Consider the following 25,324-nt stretch of genomic DNA (forward strand, 5'->3'; position numbering starts at 1 on the left):
ATTGTGATCTGCCTATAGTAACATCAACGGTCAGGTGGTCAAAAACGCCGCCATGGACTAAATTCTGCCGGGCTAAAGCAGCAGGTTTTGCCGTTCGGCTCAACAATGTTCATGGATTGGGAACAGCTAATATGCAAGAAACCTTAACGCTCTCCGGTTATCTGGTGCTGGCAGCCACACTATTAGTGGCTTATGTAATCTTTGGCATCGCCGGTTTTGGTTCTGCGTTAGTCGCCAGTCCGATAATGGCGCTTTATATGCCGGTGGCAAAAATCGTCCCCTTGCTGGCACTGCTGGATATGTGCGCGGCTATTGTTAACGTCAGTCGCGACGGGCGGAATGCCCAATGGCCTGAACTAAAAAGGCTGGTCCCATTGATGATTATCGGCAGCCTGTTAGGGGCTGCGATCCTGCTGAAGACTCGACCCGAAATTCTGTTGCTGGCGCTGGGCATTTTTGTGGTGGTTTACGCGCTCTATTCACTCAGTGGTTTAAAGCCCGCCCGGCAATTTTCACCCAGGGCGGCGGTGCCTTTTGGTTTGGTTGGGGGGATATTCAGCGCACTATTTGGCAGCGGCGGTTTTATTTATGCCATCTATCTCAGCGGCCGGATTGAGAAAAAAGAAGCTTTCCGCATCACCCAAACCACGTTGATTGGCATGAGTACCCTGACTCGGGTGGTCATTTTTGCTCTGGCCGGTGTGTATCTGGACGTTGATTTATTACTGTTGGCGCTAGTGCTGGTGCCGGGCATGCCGGTGGGGATTACCCTGGGCCGTTACTTCACGCTGAAAATGTCGCGTGAGCAGTTCCTCAAGCTCATCAATGTGATCTTGTTGGCTTCCGGAGCGATGTTGATTGTTAAGTACTTTAGTTGACGGCGATGGCGGGGCGAAGCTGAACCCCAAGGGTTATAGCTCACCAGGATTGCCCTCGACGATATGTCAATGGATGGGTGTTTGAGGCAGAAAACAATTTCTGAATGTCATTGAGTATTCTAATGAAAACTAGATGGATAATTGTTTTTAGACTGAATGCTTGATTGTGCAAATAATATTAGTCTACGGATATTATTATACATAAGTAACGTATGAATCGGCATCGATTATTTTTGTTGGCTGGCAAGTTGATAATGCATCACCTATAACTAACGGGGTGTTTAATTATTGTAATTGTAAGCGTGCTAACAATTAATAATCCATTAATATCTAATCGATAGGGTGTTTATTTAAGGAATGTGAAAAATCTTAACTGGCAGTGATTGAAAACATCGAACATGAAATTTTGGATAAGATACGTTGCTTTTTTTATTGTAAAAACACAGTAAAAATAGTGTGTTGTGCGTGAGTTGTTTGTGGGTGGTCGGGGCGTTGCAAGGCTTGATTTTATTGTTGTGAATAATGAGGCGATCTTGTTTTTCCTGCTTTTCCCGTAATTCTAACCGGTTGAAAATAATATTTTAACCGGTGGTTGGGTAGTGGGTAATTAGGTTTTTGAGGGGTCGGTTCGCGTGCGGATATATCGCCGAGTTAATTCTGAAACGGAATTTGCACTTTTTAAATTAGATTCTAGTCTGAATTAGAACCTAATTTAACATCTCCACTACTTCCTATGGGAGAGTGTCATGAGCAAACCGATCAAGAATATCGTCATCGTGGGCGGCGGCACTGCGGGCTGGATGTCCGCCTCTTATCTCGTCCGGGCGCTCCAGCAGCAGGCGAACATTACGCTCATCGAATCTGCGACGATCCCCCGGATCGGTGTGGGCGAGGCGACCATCCCGAGTTTGCAGAAGGTGTTCTTCGACTACCTCGGAATACCGGAACAGGAGTGGATGCCTCAGGTGAACGGCGCGTTCAAGGCCGGCATCAAGTTCGTGAATTGGAGAACGTCTCCCGACCACTCGCGCAACGATTACTTCTACCATTTGTTCGGCAATGTGCCGAGCTGCGACGGCGTGCCGCTTACCCACTACTGGCTGCGCAAGCGCGAACAGGGCTTTCAGCAGTCGATGGCGTACGCCTGCTACCCGCAGCCCGGGGCGCTCGATGGCAATCTGGCACCGTGCCTGCATGACGGCACCCGTCAGATGTCCCACGCGTGGCACTTCGACGCGCACTTGGTGGCCGATTTCTTGAAGCGCTGGGCCGTCGATCGCGGGGTGAACCGAGTGGTCGACGAGGTCGTGGAGGTCAACCTGAACGAACACGGCTTCATCTCCAGCCTGTTCACCAAAGAGGGCCGGAAGCTGGAGGCGGATCTGTTCATCGACTGCTCAGGCATGCGGGGGCTGCTGATCAACCAGGCTCTGAAAGAGCCCTTCATTGACATGTCCGACTACCTATTGTGCGACAGCGCGGTCGCCACTGCCGTTCCCAACGACGACGCGCAAGCGGGGGTCGAACCCTATACCTCCTCGATCGCCATGAACTCGGGGTGGACCTGGAAGATTCCGATGCTGGGTCGGTTCGGCAGTGGCTACGTCTTCTCGAGCAAGTTCACCTCCCGCGACCAGGCCACCACCGACTTTCTCAACCTCTGGGGCCTCTCGGACAATCAGCCGCTCAATCAGATCAAGTTCCGGGTCGGGCGCAACAAGCGGTCGTGGGTCAACAACTGCGTCTCTATCGGGCTGGCGTCGTGCTTTTTGGAGCCCCTGGAATCGACGGGGATCTACTTCATCTACGCGGCGCTTTACCAACTCGTGAAGCACTTCCCCGACACCTCGTTCGATCCGCGGTTGGCCGACGCGTTCAACGCCGAGATCACCTACATGTTCGACGACTGCCGAGACTTTGTCCAAGCGCACTATTTCACTTCGTCACGCGAAGACACGCCGTTCTGGCTTGCGAACCGGCACGACCTGCGGCTCTCCGACTCCATCAAAGAGAAGGTTGAGCGCTACAAGGCGGGGCTGCCGTTGACCACCACGTCGTTCGACGATTCCACGTACTATGAGACCTTCGACTTCGAATTCAAGAACTTCTGGTTGAACGGAAACTACTACTGCATCTTTGCCGGCCTGGGCATGCTGCCCGACAGGTCGTTGCCGCTCTTGCAATTGCGACCGGAGTCAATTGAAAAGGCCGAGGTGATGTTCGCCCGCATCCAGCGTGAGGCCGAGCGTCTGCGGGCGAGCCTGCCGACGAACTATGACTACCTGCGGTCGCTGCGCGAGGGTGAAGCGGGGCTGTCTCGATCCGGGCCGACGCCCGTGTCGCCGGAGAGCCGGTAGTGGAGCGCGCCCTGGACCGGGCATGCGTATTCGCTGCCACGCACGCTGCCGTAGCAGCCTGCGATCCGCTGCAGGCTCGCTCGCTCGTTTTGCAACTGCCGGGCCTGAATCGTAACAAGGACGTGCCCGGTATCGTCGGTCTGTTGCGTGAGTTCCTCCCGATGCGCGGTGTGCCCTCCGGCTGGGGCTTCGTCGAAGCCGCCGCCGCGATGCGGGACATTGGGTTCTTCCTGGGGTCGCTCAAGCGGCACGGACACGAGCCCGTGGATGTGGTGTCCGGGCTCGAGCCGGTGCTGCTCGACCTGGCGCGCATGACCGACCTGCCGCCGCGTGAGACGCTCCTGCATGTGACGGTCTGGAACCCCGCGGCGACCGACGCACAACGGAGCTACACCGGGCTCAGCGACGAAGCGCACCTGCTTGAGAGCGTGCGCATCTCGATGGCGGCCCTCGAGGCGGCCATCACGGTGACCGTCGAGCTGCACGACGTCCCCTTGAGGTCGCCCGCGTTCGCGCAAGGGTGCGACGACCTGGCCGCCTATCTGCAAAAAATGGTCGAATCGATTGTCTACGCGTACCGCTTCATCTCGCCGCAGGTCTTCTACGATGAGCTCCGCCCCTTCTATGAACCGATCCGCGTCGGGGGCCAGAGCTACCTTGGCCCCGGTGCCGTAGAAATGCCCCTCTTCGTGCTGGATCACGTCCTGTGGGGCTCGCAATCGGACCACCAGGCTTATCAAGAATTCAAAGAGACATACCTGCCCTATGTACTTCCCGCGTACAGGGCGGTCTACGCCCGGTTCGCCGGGAAGCCGTCGCTCGTCGACCGCGCTATCGGCGAGGCGCGAGTAGGTGCGCAGGGCGAACCCGTCCGGGCCGGGCTGGCGGCCCTCAACCGGATCTTCGTGATCCTGCTGCGCTTCCGGGCACCTCATGTTCAATTGGCGGAGCGGGTGTACGAAGCCGGGCGAAGCGGCCCGGCAATCGGCAGTGGAGGGTATGCGCCCAGCATGCTCGGCGATCTGGTCACGCTCACGCTTGCCGCGCGCTCCCGCATTCGCACCGCTCTCAACGAGTTCTGACGCGTACGGCCATCTGTTCCATCTCATTAAGGAGATTTGCCCTCATGACTCAGAACAGCCCTGCGAACGGGCGCGATAACAACCACTTCGACGTGATCATCCTCGGCTCAGGTATGTCCGGCACCCAGATGGGGGCTATCCTGGCCAAACAGCAGTTTCGCGTGCTGATCATCGAGGAGTCGTCGCACCCGCGGTTCACCATCGGCGAATCGTCGATTCCCGAGACGTCTCTAATGAACCGTATCATCGCCGATCGCTACGGCATTCCGGAGCTCGACCACATTACGTCGTTCTACTCGACGCAGCGTTACGTCTCGTCGAGCACGGGCATTAAGCGCAACTTCGGCTTCGTGTTCCACAAACCCGGCCAGGAGCACGACCCGAAGGAGTTCACACAGTGCGTCATCCCCGAGTTGCCCTGGGGACCGGAGAGCCATTATTACCGGCAAGATGTCGACGCCTACCTGTTGCAAGCCGCCATTAAATACGGCTGCACGGTTCGCCAGAAGACTAAAGTGACCGAATACCACGCCGATAAAGACGGCGTCGCGGTGACCACCGCCGAGGACGAACGGTTCACCGGCCGGTACATGATCGACTGTGGAGGACCCCGCGCGCCGCTCGCGACCAAGTTCAATCTCCGCGAAGAGCCGTGTCGCTTCAAGACGCACTCGCGCAGCCTCTACACGCACATGCTCGGGGTCAAGCCGTTCGACGATATTTTCAAGGTCAAGGGGCAGCGCTGGCGCTGGCACGAGGGGACCTTGCACCACATGTTCGAGGGCGGCTGGCTCTGGGTGATCCCGTTCAACAACCATCCGCGGTCGACCAACAACCTGGTGAGCGTCGGCCTGCAGCTTGATCCGCGTGTCTACCCGAAAACGGACATCTCCGCGCAGCAAGAGTTCGACGAGTTCCTCTCGCGGTTCCCGAGCATCGGGGCACAGTTCCGCGACGCTATACCGGTGCGTGACTGGGTCAAGACCGACCGCCTGCAGTTCTCGTCGACCACCTGCATCGGCGATCGCTACTGCCTGATGCTGCACGCGAACGGGTTTATCGACCCGCTCTTCTCCCGGGGGCTCGAGAACACTGCGGTGACCATCCACGCGCTCGCGGCGCGCCTCATCAAGGCGCTGCGTGACGATGACTTCTCCCCTGATCGCTTCGAGTACATCGAACGCCTGCAGCAAAAACTTTTGGATCACAACGACGACTTCGTCAGCTGCTGCTACACGGCGTTCAAGGACTTCCGCTTGTGGGACGCGTTCCACAGGCTGTGGGCAGTTGGCACGATCCTCGGGCAGTTCCGGCTCGTGCAAGCCCACGCGAGGTTCCGTGCTTCGCGCGACGAGGGTGACCTCGATCATCTCGACAACGACCCCCCGTACCTCGGGTACCTGTGCGCAGACATGGAGGGGTACTACCAGTTGTTCAACGACGCCAAAGCCGAGATCGAGGCCGTAAGCGCCGGGCTCAAGCCGACCGGGGAGGCCGCGGCGCGGATCCACGCCCTCATAGACGAACGGGACTTCGCCAAGCAGATGTTCGGTTTCGGGTACTGCATCACCGGGGACAAGCCGCAGCTCAACAACTCGAAGTACAGTCTACTGCCGGCGATGAAGCTGATGCACTGGACACAAACCAGCGCGCCGGCAGAGGTGAAAAAGTACTTCGACTACAACCCGATGTTCGCGCTGCTCAAGGCGTACATTACGACCCGTATCAGCTTGACTCGTAAGAAGTAATCGGCCGTCGAGGACACAAAAATGATGAGCGACATTCAATGGGTTCAAACGAGCGTCGAGGAACATCCTTCGAGGGTGTACGACGCGACCACGAGCGTGGCCGCGAGTTGGTACGTCGCGATGCGTTCGGACGACCTCAAGGATAAGCCGACGGAGTTGACGCTCTTCGGCCGTCCGTGCGTGGCGTGGCGTGGCGCGACGGGGCAGGCCGTGGTGATGGACCGCCACTGCTCGCACCTCGGCGCGAACCTGGCCGACGGGCAGGTCAAGGACGGGTGCATCCAGTGCCCGTTTCATCACTGGCGGTACGACGAGCAGGGCCAGTGCGTTCACATCCCCGGTCACAACCAGACGGTACGCCGGCTGGAGCCCGTGCCGCGATCGGTGCGTCAGCCGACGTGGGTCACCGCCGAGCGATACGGTTATGTGTGGGTTTGGTACGGCTCCCCAGAGCCGCTGCACCCGCTGCCCGAAATCGCCGCAGCCGATGTCGATAACGGCGACTTTATGCACCTGCACTTTGCATTCGATACGACGACGGCTGTCTTGCGGATCGTAGAGAACTTCTACGACGCGCAACACGCGTCCCCCGTGCACGAGCTCCCGATCTCGGCCTTCGAGCTCAAGCTGTTCGACGATTGGCACCCGTGGCCGGAGGTTGAGTCTCTGGCACAGGCGGGCGCGTGGTTCGGTGCCGGGATCGACTTCACCGTGGACCGGTATTTCGGGGCCTCCGGCATGCTGGCACGTGTGCTCGGCCTGAATATGTCTCAGATGAACCTGCACTTCGATGGTTACCCCGGCGGGTGCGTCATGACCGTCTCCCTGGACGGAGACTTCAAATACAAGCTGCTCCAGTGTGTGACGCCGGTGAGCGACGGCAAGAACGTCATGCACATGCTCATCTCGATCAAGAAGGTGGGGGGCGCCTTGCGCCGCGCGACTGACTACGTGCTGTTCGGGCTGCAGACCCGACAGGCAGCGAAGTTCGACGTCAAAATCTGGAACGGGATGAAGCCGGACGGCGGCGGCGCATACAGCAAGTACGATAAGCTCGTGCTCAAGTACCGTGCGTTCTACCGGGGCTGGGTCGACCGCGTTGCGAGTGAGCGGTGATGCGTAAGTCGGCGCCGCTTTTTCCGAGACATTCATGACTGTCTGGCTGTTGCAACTGGTGCTGGTGATCGCGCTCTGCAACGTCTGCGGCCGCATTGCCGAACGGCTCGGCCAGTGCGCGGTCGTCGGCGAGATCGCAGCCGGTTTGCTATTGGGTCCTTCGCTGCTGGGCGTGATCGCACCGGATTTTTACGATGCGGTGTTCGGCTCACACACGCTGTCGGCGATGGGGCAAGTCGGTGAAGTCGGCCTGATACTGCTGATGTTTCAGGTTGGTCTGCATATGGAGTTGGGCGAGACGCTGCGCGACAGGCGTTGGCGCATGCCCGTCGCGATCGCCATAGGTGGGCTCGTCGTACCGGCCGCGATCGGCATGATCGTCGCCACTGTCTCGAAAGACATGCTCGCCAGCGATGCGCTGGCGCTGCCCTATATACTCTTCTGCGGTGTCGCGCTTGCGATATCAGCGGTACCGGTGATGGCGCGCATCGTCGACGACCTGGCGCTCAACGCTATGGTGGGTGCACGGCACGCCTTGTCTGCCGCGATGCTGACGGATGCGCTCGGATGGATACTGCTTGCAACTATTGCTTCGCTATCGAGCGGGCCTGGTTGGGCATTTGCGCGCATGCTCGTCAGCCTGATCGCGTATCTGGTGCTGTGCGCGTTCCTGGTGCGCTTCGTGGTTCGACCGATGCTTGTGCGGCTCGCATCGACTGCGCATGCGGTGCGCGATCGCTTGGCCGTGTTGTTATGTTTCGTCATGGCGTCGGCACTCGCGACGTCGCTGATCGGATTTCATAGCGCATTTGGCGCACTTGCGGCGGCGCTGTTCGTGCGGCGCGTGCCCGGTATTGCAAATGAGTGGCGGGAGAACGTCGAAGGTTTTGTCAGGCTTGTGCTGATGCCGGTGTTTTTTGCGTATGCGGGGCTGCATGCGTCGATCGGCACGATCGACGACGCGGCATCATGGATGTGGTTCGGCGTATTCCTCGCGGGTGGATTCATCGGCAAGTTCGGCGGCAGTTATCTGGGCGCGCGTGTCACTGGGCTTGAACCACGCGATGCGATGTTGGTGAGCTCGCTGATGAATACGCGCGGCTTGATGGAGCTCATCGTCCTGTCAATCGGTCTACAGATGCAGATCCTTCCGCCAAAGGTCTATACGATCCTCGTGGTGTTCGCGCTGGTGACGACGGCGCTGACCGTACCGCTGGTTCGATTCACGCTGCGCGTGCAATTGCGCGCGACGCCGGCAATCCCGGACGCCGATAAGTGACGCGCATTTGGCAGGTTACGCTAATTGAAAATTGCCGCTTAGCGTTGGCCCGCAGGGTGAGGCCTCTGGCCGAATAATCGAACCAAGGACACGGGGATTTTCAATCCCTGCGCTTGTTTGTAAATTGTTAAAAGATATATAATTTAACCGTTTACACGTGAATTGATAAATTCGAATGTAAAACATGCATACATTAGCTAAAGTCACATCTATGGGTGTCAGCCACCCAGAACCTCGTGTTATCCCTATGGTCTCAACTAAAGGGGGCGAAGGTAAATCTACCCAAAGTGCCAATCTTGCCGGCTTCCTTGCCGATGCAGGTAAAAAGACCCTCCTTATCGACGGTGACCACTCCCAACCTACCGCAAGCAGCATTTTCTCCCTAAACTATGAGGTTGCCGCTTAATGGGGGGGCAACTTTTACTAGACCAGAACACCCCGAGCAAATCATCTCCCGTTCTGTTATCCCTAATCTCGATGTCATCGTTTCCAACGATCCCCACGACCGTTTATCTTCTACCATGTTGCTTGCCCCTGATGGACGGATGCGTCTAAAGAATGTTCTGCAGCACCCTTTGTTCAACGAGTACGACGTCATCATCATTGGTTCGAAAGGTGCGGCGTCTGTGATGCTCGAACTGATCTTGGTGGCCAGCACAGAATTCGCTGTCGGGGTTATAAAGCCTATACTGCCGGACACCCGTGAGTTTCTGCGTGGCACATTGGGGTTGCTTGAACAATTCTCGACGGAACATCCCTTGGTGACAGTAGAACTGATATGTGAGCCCTCTCTTTCCCTCACAAAAGCTATTGCGGATGGAAAAATTGACCTGGCCATTGTTACCCGATCGGAGGAACAACCGGTTGAAGTGATACGAAAAGAGCCTTTTGTCTGGGTGGTATCACCAACAGATGTCGCCTGGAAAAGTGATCCTGTCCCGGTAGCACTATTTGCTCCCGGGAGTGCTGCACGCACCAATGTCATTCGTGCTCTATCTGAAAACGGCTATACCTACCGGAATGCTTATTCGAGTGCCAGCTTGCTTGGTCTTGTAGCTGTTGTTCAAGCGGGGCTTGCAGTGGCCGGTCTGGCTAAGTGCAGCGTACCGCCATCCCTGTGCATTATTGGCGTCAATGAAGGTCTGCCTCTACTGAACGATCTGGAGGTGAGTATCTTACGAAAGTCAGGAGAAAGTGGGTCTGCAACAGATTGCCTGTACAACTTTCTTTATCGTTCCTTAACGGACAACCGTTGATGCAAGCTACTGTGTTAAGTTCCCTGGTTTCGCTGAAATAGCTGAAGAATACCCCCTTAAGCGTCAGCAGCAAGATAAGGCCCCCGTAAATCACCCCCTTATACGTCTATACGTCGCAAACGCCGTAAAGCCCTCCCTCCGGGGTTAAAAGAGGTTACCTGCTGACAGCCGGTTCAGGCTAATCAGGGCTGGGAGAAGAAGGGCAGAATTTATAGCTAGATGCTACGCCGGGCTTACGGCGCCATTTGGCTACAGAGGAGGCAGGGACATTCAGTAGGGCGAGCTGTACACTGCTCGCCTGTCTTGTTAGCTTCAGAGAAATAAGCACCTGTCCGTCAGGATGTCCGGTTTGTGCCAGGAGCGGACATTGATTATGTGAAGATATAGGATGGTGTGGACTGTCCATCGATAGTTGATATTACCCGCGATTGTCCCCGAACATTATGATTAACGGATTGCTGTTCAGTCGGGCCTCAGCAAAAGACTCATATCAAAACCAGTTATCCGAAAACCAAACTCTTTATATAATTTTAAAGCCCTTTGATTGTCCGGTGAAACTCTGAGTTCCACCTCATACGCACATTGTTGAGTCAGCTCATTCAGGAACGCACGGATAAAATCCCTGCCCATCCCCTTACCCTGAAATTCTGGGAGAAGCATTATATCTGACAAAAAGGCGGAGTTATCTTCCAGGCTGAACCACAGAAATCCCGCAGCCTGACTTTCATGTTCATAAGTTCTAAAATGGTTATTTTGAGTATTGATACCCGCTGGCAAGGCTGCTTTAAATGATTTCGACGCCTCTATCTGGGCTTTTTTACGGCTGTACCGATGATTTTCCATCAGGTCTTCAATATAGTCATTTGAAGAGAGGCCAGCCCAGAGGTCAAACTCGTCGCTATGCATGGGCCTATAAATTGATTTGGGGATTTTTGACTGTTTTGTTTTCAATTTACTGTCTCATTCTTAATAGCAACGTAACGCATACTTGGTACGACTCTACCGAATTAGCCGTCGGTTCAGCATGATAAAATTGTATCATGTAGCTTTGTCAACTTAACGTAATTTTGCTGACGCCGAAGTCTGCTCTTCGCTCAAAGCTGCCTGTCATGCCTGCTTAAAAAACAGGCTTAATGTAGGATATTTTCCGTTTTCCAAGCGGACCTCTATATCTTCAATTTTGCATTCCATTGTTATTTTTTAATTGTCTTATAAAACATTATGATAAGTCATGTAAAAAAATCGGGTGCTCTGAATCGCCACGGATTGAACAAGGTTGCTAGCAGTTTTTGATGCATCAGTCAGAACAAACCTGAATGTGAGACCAAGGCGCTTTCATCAACTTCTTTCAAAATCGAACCCAATAAGGTTATGGTAGAAATTCTCCTTAAACTGAAAACAGGCGTCGCGCATGTCGGCTACACAATCGAATAAAGACTGGGTCAGAGTTGCACACACGCCGGGAAAAATTGAACGCCTGGAGGCTTACTTCAGTGGATATGGTTATGAACCTCATCGGCATGATACCTATGCGATCGGCAGGACACTGTCAGGAGTGCAAAGCTTTCGTTATCGAGACAGTAAACAACACAGTTTACCAGGCGGGACAATAGTCCTTCATCCGGATGAAATTCATGATGGTGAGGCAGGAACGACAGAAGGATTTCAGTACCGGATGCTGTATATCGAGCCGGCGTTAATTCAGAAAATTTTGGGCGGAAAACCTTTACCCTTTATTCCAGGTGGATTATCAGCGGATCCCCGGCTTTTTGCCGCTACCGGACCGCTGTTAAAAGCGTCAGAAGATTCTATTGATGTTCTTGAAGAGGAGGACGCACTTTATGATCTCGCCCAGACTTTGGCCGTCGCAGGAGGGCAACGCTTTCGTCGCTGCCTTGTGGATTATCAGTCTGCAGAGCGCGCGCGCGAATATATACAATCTGAATTCAGCCAGAACATTACGCTGGAAACCTTATCCACCGTCTGTGGTAAAGATCGCTGGAGCCTGAGCCGGGATTTTCGGACACTTTTCGGCACGAGTCCTTATCGCTATGTAACAATGCGCCGTCTCGCATACTGCAGATATCTGATTCAGACAGGTCTGTCACTTGCAGAATCTGCTTTAGAGGCAGGGTTCTCAGATCAAAGCCATATGACACGGCAGTTTATAAAAGCATACGGTATTTCTCCGGGCCGTTGGCAAACCTTCATTCACCCCCACCGTGCCTGAGTTGCACGATCGTTCAAGACCTTCACAGTGATTTTATTTATCCTCGGCGTTTCTTAAACATTAAGGAATGTCATCATGTCTTTGCCGGTAAATCTGGAACAAAAATTTTCTCTTTTCGACGCTCATTGGCAGCCAAAAGTTATTGCGCAGATGAACGATTACCAGTTCAAAATCGTGAAAATAGCGGGCGACTTTATCTGGCACTCACATCCTGAAACCGACGAGGCCTTTATTGTAGTGGAGGGCGTATTGCGTATCGATTTTCGCGACGGCCACGTCCTCGTTAATCCGGGAGAAATCTGCGTTGTACCAAAAGGTATAGAACATAAAACGTCAGCTCAAACGACGGTAAAAATGATGATGATAGAACCCTGTGGTGTGCTGAATACCGGACATGAGGGTGGGGAACGCACCGCTGAAAGCGATATCTGGATCTAGCCTGAGTTGTATCAGACTGCCCGGCTGGCTGGTCTGTCTGATATATCACGACTATATATAGATAACCTCAGGCTAAATTCGAGCCTGAAGGTCCGCTCCTCGCAAAGCTGCCTGTCATGCCTGCTTAAAAAACAGGCTTAACGTAGGATATTCTCCGTTTTCTAAGCGGACCCCTGAAAGGCGGCTTTGTGCCAGAGCGGACATAGTCATGGTCTGGTACGTTAAAATAATCTATCTGACAAGTCGCAGTCCTCTGAATACAATTTTTTTGAATTCTTCACATTCGGAATGTTCAGTCTTCGTACAACATGCAACATGTTTCAGTCCCCGGCTTAACAACTGAAGTTTGCGGATAGTGTCGTCAATCTCTTTTGCTCGTTGAAGAAGCTGAAGGCTGTCTAATGCGAGTTTGTTCTCTGTGCTAAACATCGTAGCTATTTCATCAAGAGAAAACCCTGCAGCCTGCCCAAGCGCGATTAATTGCAGTTTATTGATCACATTCTCGTTGTACTGCCTTCTTAGGCCATTACGGCCAACAGGTTTGATTAGTTCTTTCTTTTCGTAATATCGCAACGCTGACGGGGTAACTCCGGTAAGGTCAGCGATCTCCCTGATATCCAGTACTTTCATTGTTGACTTAAACCTCACTTTAAGTTGTACACTGATTATTATGTCATTGCAAAGAAGGAGTACGCGTTGGATATCATTATTTTTTTCAAAACTGTCATAACGGGCATCGGCGCAACACTGGTCATGGATTCGTGGTCGTTATGTCAAAGACTCATTTTAAAAATCCCCCCGTTGAATTATGCACTGGTTGGTCGCTGGATTTTATGGCTTACACGAGGAAAATTCAGGCATCACACAATTCTTTCAGCGTCACAGATACGTGGGGAGACCCTTACTGGCTGGATATTCCATTATCTGACCGGGATATTTTTTGCAGTTATCCCGCTTTTGCTTAACGGAGAGGTCTGGCTCCATGAGCCTTCTATCTTTACGGGCGTGTTGGCAGGTTTGTTAACTTTGATTGCTCCGTTCCTGATTTTGCAACCCGCGTTTGGCTTTGGTATCGCTGCCTCCCGCACACCTCGCCCATGGATGACGCGTCTGTTAAGCCTGATTACACATCTTACATATGGTATCGGATTATATGGCATTACCGCTGCTATGGCGTCATCATCATAGTGGCATTAAGCAGTTCAGGTGCCAGAACAGCAACGCTTATTGCCTGGCAGAGCGCCTGTTGCTGTTTTGAGAAGCTGGGTGGTCAAAGAATTATTAATAGGCGGACATTTTCAATGCCCGCTCCCGCTAGAGCTGCCTGTCATGCCTGCTTAAAAAACAGGCTTAGCGTAGGATATTTTCCGTTTTCCAAACCGACCCCCAATACAAAACACCCGATGAAGTACATCGGGCGTTAGAAGACTGAAAAGTGTCAATCTATAGCATGACTAGTCAAATCCGATGATCCGGGGGATGGTACTGTAGCTATAGCGACCTGCGTTTATAAATGTTCCAGAGTGTGGATCTTTGTGGCGGGTCCACCAGTTGAAATGGGGATTTAACCGTGATCTGGAGGCTTCGTGATTTAGTTAATTACTTTAATTTTTTAATAAAGTTAGCGTAACAGATGTTATGGTAAATATGAGTGACTGGCAGAGGGATAAGGCGCTGCCAACTGGCAGTTATTTGAGAATGACCGCGAGGAGAAATATTAACATGAAAAGTCATTGGTCGTGTTGTTTCACCTCTTATTTTTTCTGGAATATCAGTTTATATAATCATAAAAAAATTGGGGTAAACAATAGTGAAGGGACTTTTCTTGTTAGGGCTCTTGTTTTCCAGTATTAGCATCGCGGGTCTTCCTACCGATTTTTGGCGGTTGCGATATGATGAACGAGGACTCCCATTAATAGATGTTCAGATCGAAAGTAGACTTCACACGTTAATGCTAGATACTGGCAGCGGGGAAGGCATACATCTTTATAAATTCAATTTGGACCAACTTCTTTCTGATCACAACCTGAAAGTTGCTCAGCAAGCTTCCCGTCGGTTGATCGATGTCTCTGGGGGGGAGAATAAGGTTTCTGCATGGAGAATTGAGCGATTACTTATTTCCAATATCTCTTTTGATGACGTTGAAGCTGTGAGTTTTAAGCCATGGGGCTTCAGCATGGGCGGCGAACCACCCGTGAATGAAGTTCTGGGACTCGGGATTTTTCATGGTCGTCGGGTGATGATAGACTTTAAAAACGATCGGTTGCAGATGTTGGAACATCTTCCTTCTGACATCAGCAAGTGGTCAGCCTATCCAATAGAGAAAACAGCGTCTGGGTTACGGATCACTGCATCAGTCGGAAAAATACCCTTGCATTTAGTTATTGATACTGCCGCTAGCCACTCCCTTTTGTTCCACGAACGATTGCCTGCAGGTACCCTTTTTTCTGGTTGTCGAACCCTTGAACCTGAAACATCAAACTTAGATTGCAGAGTAACAAAACTTACAGTGGCAGATGACGAAGGCAAGCTTCGGACTGATTTAGCTATTGTAACCAATGGGGCAACCCCCCAGGAATTAGACTTTGATGGACTGCTAGGTATGAGGTTTATGCGAGGCCATCAAGTGATAATCGATATGCCTGAACAAATTCTCTATATCGATCGTTAGTAAGATAAGCAAAGAGAATTCAGTTTTTCGTTCAGAGCCCAGTATAAAAACGAGTTGATCCTGACTCCGTATATGATCCATTCATAATCAGGAATAACCGGCGGCATAAAAAAGCCCCGCAGGGCCTTAGATAATTTCTTCCAATACCGGTTCTAGCTCTCTTACTTGCATTGCCCTGAGGCGAGGAGCTAAGATTTGATGGCTGTTTAAGTAATCAATGGCCCTTGTAACCAGCTTTCCTCCGCCACAGACAACAAAATAACTCTGATGTTGTGTGTGTTGTGCATCAAGAGCTGTGTGGCCTAGCTTCTCTATCGCGGTACCATTCACTTCCTGCCATTTAGCCGTTATTTGAACGGTACCTGTGTTGGTGAACAACAGGAAGTGGGCTATTTCATTCTTTCCCGCGATCAGACTTGGATAACTGACATTTTTTTTAAACGTCATCGGAGTTCCTGAGCTACTTAGCTCAAAACCAGCCCCCGAAATAATTGCTTCAATGTCGCGCAGTAATTCTGCTCTGGACATACTTTCACCTTATCGTGTTGTATATTTTTTATCTTGGGGGACGGCGTCAGAAAATTCAAGATATAGCCATTTTTATTTTATGGTTAATGACCACCGCCACTCTTGTGCTGAGAGCATAAAAAAGCCCCGAAAGGCTTTATTACTTGTCGGTAGCTTTAACCAATAACTTCCATTCATTGCTATGCCCTTTTTTCTTACAGTTAGAGTAAGGTGGAAGCCTGATGCATTCCCGGTTCACGACGTCTTCGTACTTACATGTCTGGCACTCATAAATGCCAGGACTGGAAGGTACGTCGCCGATTTCACGAAGGACCCGGTATTGATCGGGCTTGTCAGTTTCAAGAACTGAACGTTTGTTTTCATAGAACGCCATTCTGTTTCCTTGCATAGATAAAGTCAGGGATCGCATATTTTTAAGGCTGCGTATTCGTTATATATTTCAGTTTGTTCGGTAATAAATTCTTGGGCAGCTGGTCCAAGCCGCCGCAGAGCAACCAATAATTCAAATCTGTAGATTTTGAAATACCCAGCTTCATCATTGCGTGGCGTTTGTGGGTACTAATTGTTTTAACACTCAACTGGTGCTTGTCCGCGATTATATTCAGTGGAAGACCTAATAATAAGCCCCTCATTACCTCAACTTCACGGCGTGATAGCCTTGGGTATGCTGCACTTTTAGGTGTACACTCAATGCCTAGGTTTACCAAGTTAATTACTGCATCCAGATTTTGGTGGCGATATAGAATGCCATCGACACGAGGAAATAGGATCCTATCACACTCTCTGATATCATCTTTTATGATAAAAATACGTTGATGCTGCGGGCCGGTTTTACACCGGCTTAAATATCTAAATTGGAAAGAGTTCTGGTCTACGGATAAAAATACTATATCGGCATGATGCTTATCAAATATATTTTTGGTAAAATTTATCTCTTGCCCTTGTATAGCGAAGTGCATTTTTATACCTTGACTAAAACCCTGAGAGTAATAGTTATTTTGGTCGTAAATTAAAATGGTGAGTCTGCGTTTCATCTCTGTAATAATCTTCATTTTAATGTACACATCCGATTTTTGAACGATTGTCATTGATAAACCTGCTAGCAATTCGAGTGCAAGCATAGTAAACGTATCGACTAGCGGGTAATTAAAAATTTACGTACCAACTCAAGCATTTTTCATTATCTTTTTTTAGTGATTTAACAACGCCATCATTGGCTAAGTCGAGCAGGATACGGCGAGCGGTATAAATACTCATGTTACAGCGGTTAGCTATTTCCCTTGTAGTGGGAGTATAGAGCTCAGCATCATTAGTAAACATGTTTGAAATATCGATTATTGCCCGCTCTACTTTTTTTTGGGTTATTTTTCGCTCTGATTTTTTTCTACTTATGCAGGGCTGTACCATCTCATTTATTAAGAACATTTTTTTTCCCTCTCTTTGATGATAATGGTGGGTGCTGATGCTTATATCGTAATGGTAGTGTGACCCTGCTACTGTTTTCTTGTTACTAAATTAATATGAAGTTATTTAAATGCTTTTTTAAAATGAAATAGATTTCTTAACTTGTCTAACGGGGGCCTTTCTTGCCTGGCTTTCGGTTGTATGGTAATACTATGATTTTATGTGGTTTATTTTCTTAATTTATCTTAACTTAATCCTTTTACTTCATCTTTTTATCCATTAAGCCAGTGGCTAATCGTGTTTTAGCCAGACAGCAACGGTTTCGGAGGGGAAATAAACGATATACTGATAAAGCGGATTCTGGGGGGATGGGCGGGGGATTTGATACTTGGTTTCAGAAGATACCCGTGCCGGGTTGATAATAAAAAGTCAGGTAGCTATGTAGTTTAGCTGACAACATTACTCATGTGGAGGTAGCCAGAGTCGTGAGTGTTGTATTTTGTGTGATTTTATTTGTAGCAATATAATGATGGAAAGTTGCTGGAAGCCAGCACATAGTTGCTTTTCCCTTGCTTGAATAAAGCAATATTATATTGATACCCTGCTTTTAGGTAAAAATCGGACAGTACTTTTTCAAGCTCACTTGATTTAGCCTGGTCTGCAATTGAAACTAACGTGCGGGTGCTGGTCATGTTATAGCCATTACCATTTATGGTATAAGTGAAAAAAACTTTTCGGCTGAAATTACCCAAACTCTTACTGTCTTTAAAAAGTTGACCATTGATCACAACTGCACCATTACCCCAATTAAAATCATACGTGAATAGTGCCCGCAGTGAATATTCATTGACATTGACAATGGCGTTGGCTGTGCACTTTACTGTATTTTTACGATACTGATTATATCCAGCAGAAACGAACAGGGTGAAAATAGAAATCATCAGAGCAAAGCTAGCGGCGAGTAGTTTAGGGCTTTTCATCGAGGCTCCGTTGAGCATAATATTCCGAAATACAGAAGTTTTTTTCGATGTTGCTTTCCATTTTTTTCATACATTGAATAAGCGATACTCTGTCTATCTTTTGATATTTTTTTAGGTATATGTATTTATTTAATGAACAATCAAAACTTTTGCTTTGCAAAAAGACTTCATGACTGCTGTAATCATTTTCATCATTGTTAAAGAAAAAAGTACAACCATCTTTTTTTATATCTACTTTCCGATATTCAAGCGCATAATCATTTTCTTTGTTAATGTTAAAAGCAATAACAAAGAAAATGATCGAGGTCAAGACCAGAGCGCTGGATAATAGTGTTTTACTTCCCTTGCTTTTTGTCGGCGGATCCTGAAAATTACTCTGGATGGTATTGTTTTTATTGAGGGGTTCTATCGTGAATCGCTTTGGTAGAACTATCCCTTTTTTGGGCACAGTTACAATTAGATCGTCATCTATCCCAGCTTTCTTTATTGCTTTACGTAACAAAGAAATATTTTGATAGAAGCTGTTAGAAGAAACGACCAATCCATGCTGCTTCCAGACATAGTCAAAAAACTCTTCCTGACTGACTATTTCTCCATGCCTTTCGATCAGCAACTGTAAACAGCGGCTGACTGGAGTATTCAACGAGTAGTGATTAACATCGTTTTCTGGTAGTGGATAAGGCTGGAGTCTACTCATTAAAATGTCAAAGAGTAAAACTCCATTAATGATATGTACTTGATTCAAGGGTGTGCCTTTTCAGAGCTAATAGCTTATTGATGAGATTTATCCTATCACATTTTTTATATTTAATAAAAAGACGAATTGGTTAATTTATCTGTCCTATACTAGTTGGTTGAGTGAAAATGTAAGATGTTTGAATAAAAAATCAAGTTCAATAGTTTTAGAATTCGCACCTCATGGGTTACAAGGTTTTATGTGAATCCATGGCTATTATTTTAATTTATATCGATTATCTTTATGTTTTCGATATTGTTTTTTAAAAGGAAATTGTGACATTTAAGTGCTTTATAAATCATCACATCATAAATAATCAATAACGGTATCAATATTCCACTTGGCTAGTGAAATTACTAGATATGCACGAATTAGTCGGGTAATAGGTATGGTTATTCCCCGCCAGGGAAGTCTGCTGCCGTTTCCGGCCATTGAGCAGGAATAGGAGGGCGCGAAAAATGAACAGGATGATTTTTCTATCATTGAAAGGTTAACTTTATGGTTTGTTTTCTTTTTTTTCTGTTTCAGTAAGCTTGTTATTTTTATTTTCCGGATACATTTCTGCAATACGTAGCCTATATACCATCGTCGCATTAGGGGGGATCTTCGGCGGATAACCTTTCTCAGCGTAGGCCAATTCTGAAGGTACCACCATTTGCATTGAGCCATGGTTTTTTAGTAATTTTATGGCTGCCTGGAATAATGGCGGAAAGTCTGCCACTTTTTGCGAAAGCATAACGCCATTGGCTTCCATATCCTGAATGATTGTGCCATCTGTTAACGTTTCTTTAACAACGACATCCACGATCGCGTTGCTGGCTATAGGCTGATCTCCGGCATAATCCAGACGGTACCAAAAACCTTCGTCGGCCTGCTGAACATGCTTATCCTTTTTAAAGGCGGCCAGATAACCTTCACCTTGCTTCTTTTGCTGCTCCATTACTTTGTCTCTTGCGGCCAATACGTTGCTCTCTGAGTGGGTTAACGCCTGATTTAGCTGTTCATCCGATAGCTTGCGTTGTCCCGTGAAAGCATCAACAAGGCCAGCCAAAATCAGTTTTTTGTCCGTCTTTACTCCCCAGGTTTGTCGTTCTTCCTGCATCAGCAGAATTTCTTCCCCTAAGGATATCCCGGCTGCATAGGCTTGTTGTGCTGGGGCGGCTTTCAAATTTTCGGCGGTGGTTTCATCAGGAATCGCCGCACGTAATGCGGCGAGTTCGGTGCGTAGGTTATTCAATTCATGGGTTTGGCTTTGCTGCTTGGTTTGGGCTAATTGGTATTGTGCAGTTAATTCAGCCTGCTGCTTTCGCAGTTTTTCCTTGTCTTTTTCTGAGCTATTGAACTTGGTGGTGAGCGTTTTGGTTATGCCTTGCTGTTTTGCGCTTTCTTGCTGTGCCAACAGCAAATTTTTTAACAGTTTCTGCTGTTCTGGTTGTGGGGCCCAGGCCTGTTTTAGGCCTTGTATCAGCGAACCGAGCATTTTTAAGTTGAAATCTGGTTTTGCAGGTGCTGGGGAAGGGGGCGGCGTTGCTGCTTTAGTTTTTGTTCTTGCAGTAAGCTGTTGCTCAAGTTGGGCGATATACTGCTGCTGTTGGCGGATTTGGCTATCTTTTAGTAGCCAGCGTTGCTTCTCATTAGTCTGCGGTTTTTCTCGTAGATTTGACGCCGAATGTGGAGCTGTGGGCGCTTTGTGTCCGTTTGACCGCAGCTTTTTTTCTGGTGTAGTTTCTGGTTCATGGGCGGCCTGTGGCTGCAGGGTTTGATACTGTTCGGCAAATTGCAATACGGCAGGAATATTATCCTGCTGAGCTAGCGCATTGAAGGTGATCCCCGTAAGCAGGCTGAGAGCCATGACTTTGCCAGGGTAGGTGGAGATCATTCTTTAGGTTCTCCACGTTCAGCTAATGCGTTGAGAACATCCTGGTTTATCTTGGAACACAGCAGATTGACCCGGTAGCGGTAAAGGGCATCAACAGTATTTTGTGTATCATCGGTTACTTGTGGACGTAAGCCTGAGTATTGTGCTGCGCCTTTCATCACTCGATCAAACTCTTGTTTTATGGCGGCATGCTGTACGTCATTAAGCTTGGTCAATACCTCCAGGTTCTTATGACACTGCTGTAAACGGGCGGCCTTTATTTCCGCGTCACTTGGAGCTGCAACGACAGTAGCTTTTGTTAACGCAGAAGTACGCTGTGTGCTCTGACAGCCGCTCAGTGGCAGGAGAAGCAACAAGAATGCGACTCGTAGAGATGTTGGCGACATGGGGCATTATTCCTTATTACGAATTGAATTTTGTTTTGTAAGAGCCACAGTAAAATTTCAAATAAGTGGCAGAGGTGGAGCTTTTCCATAATGGGGCATTACTTTTTTCGCAATTGTATCGACAAGGTCTGTTTTGCGACCTATTGTTTTTGTTTCTTGTTTAATTGCGATATTTAATTTTGTTTGAAATTGTTTTTTTGGGTTTGAATGGTAATTACTATAAATTAAACCATGGTTTCTTGGCGTATTATCTCGCGTTTTTTGTTTTTTTATCTTTTGGTTTTTTATTTTATAATTTTTTTCTATTATCTCCTTCGTCGGTGACTTACCCCTTGCTTTATTAATGTAGTTTAACCGTACTGCTGGGGACATCGTGATTTACTTATGTGTAAGGAAGTGCATATCTTAAATCCTTTGGGACAATTTCCATTGTATAAAAAGACCCTGTGTATTTCCCGAATAATTATCAAAAATGTATTCTGTGTGTTTGCACCCATAAATGCGGCAGTCAGAAACAATTAATTTTTAAGGATGAATAATGAAACTGAATAAATATGTATTGGCAATGGTTCTGGCTTTCGGTGCTTCTGCGGTAGCGAATGCAGCAACTCCTGTAGATAACGGGCACGGTAAAGTGACTTTCACAGGTTCTATTATTGATGCCCCATGTTCTATTGACGCTGACAGCATTGACCAGACCGTTGAATTGGGTCAGGTATCCAATGTGTTGTTGAAAGACGGTGGCAAATCTAAGGTTAAGCCTTTCGAAATTCGCCTGGAAAGCTGCAGTGAGGCCACTGCTAAAACCGTACAAACTACCTTCACCGGCGCATCCAATGCGGACGGTCTGTTAGCGTTCACCGGTACAGCTAAAGGGGCAAATATCGCCATTACCGATCAAGGAGGTAACCTGATTAAGTTGGGTACGGCCTCTAAAGGTCAGGCACTGCAAAATGGCAATAATAACCTGTCCTTTGCGGCCTATCTGCAAGGTGAAGATAAAGCCGATATCACCCCTGGTGACTTTAAAGCCGTTGCTGACTTCACCCTGGCTTACCAGTAAGTCCAGTGTATGCATGCGGGATACTCCCGCATGCATTTTCCACCGTGATTCCTGCAGGATGATGTGCCTATGTTACGGATGACATCTCATAACATGTTGCCATGGCTGTTGCTGATGCCGCTGATGGGGAATGCTGCAACTGACGGTCCGGCAGGTTGGGGACGGGTGAATATGCAAGGGGCTATCCTTGCCACAGCGTGTGCCATTGCGACACAAAGTAGCGATCAAACCATAGACATGGCAACTATGTCTGCCAGTCAATTGATGCGTGAAGGCAAAGGTGAGCGTAAGCCCTTTGAGGTTCGACTGATTCATTGCACATTGGCTGAGGGGAGGGATATACCGGCTACCTGGCAAAACTTCCAAATCACTTTTGATGGGCAGCGAGATACCGACTTATTTGGTATCACCGGCCAAGCCAAAGGCCTTGCATTAGAAATTAGTGACGATGACGGTAAAATAGCCTTGCCGGGCGTACCTTTTTCAACAGGGAAGATTAAAGAGGGCGATATGGTGTTGAATTATAATTTTCGTGTGGTGAGTAACCGCCAGCATTTACAGACCGGGGAATATTATTCGACGGTGCGTTTTAATATGAATTATTACTGATAATAAAAGCAGCGGACTTTGGTTGGATGAGTAATAAATAACATTGATAACCAGCCTGATTTTCCTTTCTTCTATTGTCATAGCTCCGTTACGTCGAATGATAAAATAACAAGGTCTGCCTATTATGCTAGTTAATCCTCGGAGGGCACCACCTTCGTGTCTGCGTATTCTCACGGTCATTGTTGCTTACCTGATTAGCAGCGCCGTCGTTTTCGCTCAAACTCAAGTGGCTGAAGTGCAGTTCAATACTGACGTATTGGATATAAAAGATCGCGCTAATTTTGATCTCGACCAGTTCTCTCGCCGTGGTTTTATCATGCCGGGCGAATACAGCATGGCAGTAAAGCTGAATTCACAAGTACTGCCGGAGCAAGCGATTTTTTATTATGCACCGGAAAATGATCCCAAAGGCAGTGTTGCCTGCCTTAGCCAAAAACTGGTCGAACAGTTTGCCTTGAAAGCCGATGCCAAAGCTAAATTGGCCTGGTGGCATGACGGTCAATGCCTGGTTGTTGCCAGCATTCCGGGTATGACGGCAGAAGGCGATCTGGGTACTGCCATATTGTCGGTAGGTGTGCCACAAGCCTACCTGGAATATACCGCTGACAACTGGGATCCCCCTTCTCGTTGGGATGACGGTATCCCTGGGTTGTTGTTGGACTATTACCTTAATGCGCAGACCCAACGGCAGCAAAAGAGCGGAACGCACGGTTATAACCTCAGTGGTAACGGCACCCTGGGGGCCAACTTGGGGGCATGGCGTTTAAGGGCGGACTGGCAAACCAGCGTCGATCATCAGACCGGGAGCAGTAAAGGCACCCAGCAAAATTGGGACTGGAGTCGCTATTACGCCTACCGGGCGATCCGCCAGTGGGGGGCCAAACTGACAGTGGGGGAAAACTACCTTTACTCCGATATTTTTGACAGCGTGCGTTTTGCCGGAGCGAGTCTGATCAGTGACGACAATATGCTGCCACCGAACCTGCGCGGTTATGCCCCGGAAGTGACCGGTGTGGCACGAACCAACGCCAAAGTGGTGATCAGCCAGCAAGGACGGGTGTTGTATGAAACCCAAGTTGCTGCGGGGCCGTTCCGCATTCAGGATATCAATGATGCGGTTACCGGGCAGTTGAATATACGGGTGGAAGAATTGGATGGCAGTGTGCAGGAGTTCACCATGGATACCGCATCCATTCCCTATCTGACCCGTCCGGGCCTGGTGCGCTACAAGCTGGCGACAGGGAGACCGGTTAACTGGCAACATCAAGCGAATGGGCCGATGTTTGCCACCGGTGAACTCTCCTGGGGGGTGAGCAACGGTTGGTCATTGTATGGCGGTGGCGTTGGCGGTGCTGGTTATAACGCGTTAGCGTTAGGTATTGGCCGTGATCTGATGATGTTCGGTGCACTGTCATTTGACGTTACCCAGTCGCGGGCACGCTTGCCACAAGAGGGCGCCCTGAGCGGAGGGTCGTATCGCCTTAGCTATTCCAAACGCTTTGATGAAACGAACAGTCAGGTGACCTTTGCCGGTTATCGCTTCTCGGAGCGGGATTACATGACTATGAGCGAATTTCTTGAAGCCCGTGACAACGGCCGGCGTCAGGGGGGCAGTAAAGAGATGTACACCATCTCCTTTATGCAGCAACTGCGTGACCTGGGGATGAGTGCCTACCTCAATTACAACCACCAGACCTATTGGGATCGGCCAGCTAATGATCGCTACACCCTCACGTTGTCACGTAACTTCGATCTGGGGCGTTTTCGCAACCTGAACCTGTCGATGACCGGCTACCGCAATAAATATAACGGGATGAATGACGATGGCATGTACCTGTCGCTGTCAATGCCGTGGGGCAATAGCGGAACGCTGAGCTACAACGGCACATTCAACCGGAATGATAACACTCACCAAGTGGGGTATTACGACCGGCTGGATAACGGTGATAACTACCGCTTAACCAGTGGTCTGGCGCGGCACGGTGCCACGGCGAGCGGGTATTACTCCCATCAAGGGGATATCGCGGAAATCAACACCAATGCCAGTTACCAGGCGGGAAGTTATTCCTCGCTGGGGATTTCGTTACAAGGTGGGGCGACGGCCACTGCGGAAGGGGCGGCATTGCACCGTGGTGGCATGAGCGGTGGTACACGTCTGCTGATCGATACCGATGGGGTAGCGGATATCCCGATACAGGGGTACGGAACAAGCTCCCGCTCTAACGCTTTTGGCAAGCTGGTGGTGGCCGATGTGAGCAGCTATTACCGCAATCAGGTGAGTGTGGACCTGAATGCCTTGCCAGAGAATGCCGAAGCGACCCGCTCGGTCGTGCAGGCTACTCTGACCGAAGGGGCCATTGGTTACCGCAAATTTGCCGTTATCTCGGGAGAAAAAAGTATGGCGGTGATCCGGCTGGCAGATGGTTCGTCTCCGCCGTTCGCGGCGACGGTACTCAATGCCAGGAAACAAGAAGTGGGAATAGTGAACGAGGGAGGCAGTGTTTACCTGAGTGGCATGATCCCGAATGAAACCATGACGGTGCATTGGTCTGGCAAGGCGCAGTGTGCGCTAAGTCTTCCTGCGCAGCTGCCTCAGGGGGGGACCGACGATTTGCTGCTGCCCTGTCATTTGCTGATGACGGATGACGGATGACGCAGACGAGGCCCGGCCTCCAGAGCAGGCA

General features: G+C 49.5%; 23 protein-coding genes and 1 pseudogene. 14 read left to right on the plus strand and 10 right to left on the minus strand.

The features are described from left to right. Window positions 1–131 precede the first annotated feature (131 nt). The 7 genes and pseudogenes from E5C26_RS01565 (at window position 132) to E5C26_RS24965 (ending at window position 9,716) form a co-directional block, all read left to right on the plus strand. A complete protein-coding gene (locus E5C26_RS01565; RefSeq protein ID WP_135314781.1) occupies window positions 132–878 on the plus strand; it encodes a sulfite exporter TauE/SafE family protein in 747 nt (248 codons plus the stop codon). 746 nt (window positions 879–1,624) lie between these two features. After that, window positions 1,625–3,235, plus strand: a complete 1,611-nt coding sequence (locus E5C26_RS01570) for a tryptophan halogenase family protein (protein ID WP_135314782.1) — start codon at window positions 1,625–1,627, stop codon at window positions 3,233–3,235. After that, window positions 3,235–4,317, plus strand: coding sequence for a monodechloroaminopyrrolnitrin synthase PrnB family protein (locus tag E5C26_RS01575; RefSeq protein ID WP_135314783.1), 1,083 nt, complete (start codon window positions 3,235–3,237; stop codon window positions 4,315–4,317). The genes E5C26_RS01570 and E5C26_RS01575 overlap by 1 nt, the downstream gene beginning before the upstream one ends. A 44-nt stretch (window positions 4,318–4,361) precedes the next feature. Then, complete coding sequence (locus tag E5C26_RS01580; RefSeq protein WP_135314784.1) at window positions 4,362–6,065, plus strand: NAD(P)/FAD-dependent oxidoreductase; 1,704 nt, start codon at window positions 4,362–4,364, stop codon at window positions 6,063–6,065. Window positions 6,066–6,086: 21 nt separating this feature from the next. Next, the gene (locus tag E5C26_RS01585; protein WP_206194223.1) at window positions 6,087–7,181 is read left to right on the plus strand and encodes a Rieske 2Fe-2S domain-containing protein; all 1,095 of its coding nucleotides are present in this window, start codon (window positions 6,087–6,089) and stop codon (window positions 7,179–7,181) included. Window positions 7,182–7,215: 34 nt separating this feature from the next. Beyond that, a complete protein-coding gene (locus tag E5C26_RS01590) occupies window positions 7,216–8,460 on the plus strand; it encodes a cation:proton antiporter (RefSeq protein ID WP_135314785.1) in 1,245 nt (414 codons plus the stop codon). A gap of 184 nt (window positions 8,461–8,644) precedes the next feature. Continuing rightward, window positions 8,645–9,716: pseudogene (locus tag E5C26_RS24965) on the plus strand (AAA family ATPase). Window positions 9,717–10,178: 462 nt separating this feature from the next. Here E5C26_RS24965 and E5C26_RS01600 read toward each other — a convergent pair. After that, the gene (locus E5C26_RS01600; protein WP_135314786.1) at window positions 10,179–10,667 is read right to left on the minus strand and encodes a GNAT family N-acetyltransferase; all 489 of its coding nucleotides are present in this window, start codon (window positions 10,665–10,667) and stop codon (window positions 10,179–10,181) included. A 460-nt stretch (window positions 10,668–11,127) separates the two neighbouring features. Between E5C26_RS01600 and E5C26_RS01605 the strand changes: the two genes are divergently transcribed. Together E5C26_RS01605 and E5C26_RS01610 are read left to right on the plus strand one after the other, a co-directional pair. Continuing rightward, a complete protein-coding gene (locus tag E5C26_RS01605; RefSeq protein ID WP_135314787.1) occupies window positions 11,128–11,946 on the plus strand; it encodes an AraC family transcriptional regulator in 819 nt (272 codons plus the stop codon). Between the two features lie 75 nt (window positions 11,947–12,021). Beyond that, entirely contained in the window at window positions 12,022–12,384 is a 363-nt protein-coding gene (locus E5C26_RS01610; RefSeq protein WP_135314788.1) for a cupin domain-containing protein, read from the plus strand. 231 nt (window positions 12,385–12,615) lie between these two features. On the opposite strand, the gene E5C26_RS01615 is transcribed toward E5C26_RS01610, so the two are convergent. After that, a complete protein-coding gene (locus tag E5C26_RS01615) occupies window positions 12,616–13,014 on the minus strand; it encodes a MerR family transcriptional regulator (RefSeq protein ID WP_135314789.1) in 399 nt (132 codons plus the stop codon). A 66-nt stretch (window positions 13,015–13,080) separates the two neighbouring features. Here E5C26_RS01615 and E5C26_RS01620 point away from each other — a divergent pair, with 66 nt between their 5' ends. Together E5C26_RS01620 and E5C26_RS01625 are read left to right on the plus strand one after the other, a co-directional pair. Next, the gene (locus tag E5C26_RS01620; RefSeq protein ID WP_135314790.1) at window positions 13,081–13,572 is read left to right on the plus strand and encodes a DUF2938 domain-containing protein; all 492 of its coding nucleotides are present in this window, start codon (window positions 13,081–13,083) and stop codon (window positions 13,570–13,572) included. Window positions 13,573–14,194: 622 nt separating this feature from the next. Beyond that, window positions 14,195–15,055 carry a hypothetical protein gene (locus E5C26_RS01625; RefSeq protein WP_240775889.1) on the plus strand — a complete coding sequence of 287 codons (861 nt, stop codon included), beginning with the start codon at window positions 14,195–14,197 and terminating at the stop codon, window positions 15,053–15,055. A gap of 126 nt (window positions 15,056–15,181) precedes the next feature. Here E5C26_RS01625 and E5C26_RS01630 read toward each other — a convergent pair whose 3' ends face one another. From E5C26_RS01630 to E5C26_RS01670, 8 genes are all read right to left on the minus strand, one after another. Beyond that, the gene (locus E5C26_RS01630; RefSeq protein WP_135314792.1) at window positions 15,182–15,583 is read right to left on the minus strand and encodes a PD-(D/E)XK nuclease superfamily protein; all 402 of its coding nucleotides are present in this window, start codon (window positions 15,581–15,583) and stop codon (window positions 15,182–15,184) included. A 413-nt stretch (window positions 15,584–15,996) separates the two neighbouring features. Beyond that, window positions 15,997–16,671 (minus strand): response regulator transcription factor, encoded by a 675-nt coding sequence (locus tag E5C26_RS01640; RefSeq protein ID WP_167796592.1) that lies wholly within the window; start codon window positions 16,669–16,671, stop codon window positions 15,997–15,999. A 58-nt stretch (window positions 16,672–16,729) separates the two neighbouring features. Further along, window positions 16,730–17,008: a hypothetical protein gene (locus E5C26_RS01645; protein WP_135314795.1), complete on the minus strand. Its 279-nt coding sequence runs from the start codon at window positions 17,006–17,008 to the stop codon at window positions 16,730–16,732. Between the two features lie 488 nt (window positions 17,009–17,496). Further along, entirely contained in the window at window positions 17,497–17,967 is a 471-nt protein-coding gene (locus E5C26_RS01650; RefSeq protein ID WP_135314796.1) for a hypothetical protein, read from the minus strand. After that, window positions 17,954–18,712, minus strand: coding sequence for a winged helix-turn-helix domain-containing protein (locus E5C26_RS01655; protein ID WP_135314797.1), 759 nt, complete (start codon window positions 18,710–18,712; stop codon window positions 17,954–17,956). Before E5C26_RS01655 ends, E5C26_RS01650 begins: the two co-directional genes overlap by 14 nt. A 487-nt stretch (window positions 18,713–19,199) precedes the next feature. Further along, window positions 19,200–20,582 carry an FKBP-type peptidyl-prolyl cis-trans isomerase N-terminal domain-containing protein gene (locus E5C26_RS01660; RefSeq protein ID WP_135314798.1) on the minus strand — a complete coding sequence of 461 codons (1,383 nt, stop codon included), beginning with the start codon at window positions 20,580–20,582 and terminating at the stop codon, window positions 19,200–19,202. Beyond that, window positions 20,579–20,968, minus strand: coding sequence for a hypothetical protein (locus E5C26_RS01665; protein ID WP_135314799.1), 390 nt, complete (start codon window positions 20,966–20,968; stop codon window positions 20,579–20,581). The genes E5C26_RS01660 and E5C26_RS01665 overlap by 4 nt, the downstream gene beginning before the upstream one ends. Before the next feature lie 57 nt (window positions 20,969–21,025). Then, window positions 21,026–21,340, minus strand: a complete 315-nt coding sequence (locus tag E5C26_RS01670) for a hypothetical protein (protein WP_135314800.1) — start codon at window positions 21,338–21,340, stop codon at window positions 21,026–21,028. 166 nt (window positions 21,341–21,506) lie between these two features. Between E5C26_RS01670 and E5C26_RS01675 the strand changes: the two genes are divergently transcribed. The 3 genes from E5C26_RS01675 (at window position 21,507) to E5C26_RS01685 (ending at window position 25,293) form a co-directional block, all read left to right on the plus strand. After that, window positions 21,507–22,031 (plus strand): fimbrial protein, encoded by a 525-nt coding sequence (locus E5C26_RS01675; RefSeq protein WP_135314801.1) that lies wholly within the window; start codon window positions 21,507–21,509, stop codon window positions 22,029–22,031. A 69-nt stretch (window positions 22,032–22,100) separates the two neighbouring features. Beyond that, the gene (locus tag E5C26_RS01680; protein WP_240775890.1) at window positions 22,101–22,640 is read left to right on the plus strand and encodes a fimbrial protein; all 540 of its coding nucleotides are present in this window, start codon (window positions 22,101–22,103) and stop codon (window positions 22,638–22,640) included. Window positions 22,641–22,764: 124 nt separating this feature from the next. Then, window positions 22,765–25,293 carry an outer membrane usher protein gene (locus E5C26_RS01685; protein ID WP_135314802.1) on the plus strand — a complete coding sequence of 843 codons (2,529 nt, stop codon included), beginning with the start codon at window positions 22,765–22,767 and terminating at the stop codon, window positions 25,291–25,293. Window positions 25,294–25,324: the final 31 nt, after the last annotated feature.

Origin of the sequence: Serratia proteamaculans (assembly GCF_004684015.1) — a bacterium.
In the GTDB taxonomy this organism is placed as follows: Bacteria; Pseudomonadota; Gammaproteobacteria; order Enterobacterales; family Enterobacteriaceae; genus Serratia; species Serratia proteamaculans_F.